Source organism: Gluconobacter sp. P1D12_c, from assembly GCF_018812105.1.
Taxonomy (GTDB): domain Bacteria; phylum Pseudomonadota; class Alphaproteobacteria; order Acetobacterales; family Acetobacteraceae; genus Gluconobacter; species Gluconobacter oxydans_A.
Genome location: NZ_JACSIQ010000305.1, coordinates 1 through 513, shown reverse-complemented (window position 1 = coordinate 513; position 513 = coordinate 1). Strand labels below are relative to the sequence as shown.

At 51.9% G+C, this 513-nt stretch carries 1 protein-coding gene; it reads left to right on the top strand.

From position 1 onward, the window contains the following. Nucleotides 1–496 (top strand): recombinase family protein (locus tag KP705_RS16880; RefSeq protein ID WP_215765098.1); only part of this gene is annotated, 496 nt, incomplete at its 5' end. Between the last annotated feature and the right edge of the window lie 17 nt (nt 497–513).

Genomic DNA, 513 nt, shown 5'->3' with positions numbered 1-513 from the left:
TATTTACACCGACAAGGGCTTCACCGGCACGAACCGGGAAAGGGCCGGCCTTGACCAGGCACTGGCGGCTGTTCGTAGTGGCGATACTTTGGTCGTACCAAAGCTTGATCGACTGGCCCGCTCTGTCCCTGATGCACGGCTTATTGGCGACAGCCTGGCATCCCGTGGCGTGAAGCTTCAACTTGGTAACAGTATTCACGATCCGTCTGATCAAATGGGCAAGTTGTTCTTCAACATCCTTGCGACTTTCGCGGAGTTTGAAGCCGATCTGATCCGGATGCGTACTCGTGAAGGGATGGCCGTTGCACGCGACAAAGGTAAACTACGCGGAAAGAAACCCAAGCTTTCTGAACGTCAGCAAAAAGAGCTTCGCCGGATGTATGATACCGGCGATTACTCCATCAGCGATCTTTCAGAACTGTTTTCTATTTCTCGGCCAACTGTCTATCGAACTCTCAGCAGAACAGCCTCAACGTTCTTGTTGGGTTCACTCTAAGCGTACGTAAAGTACAC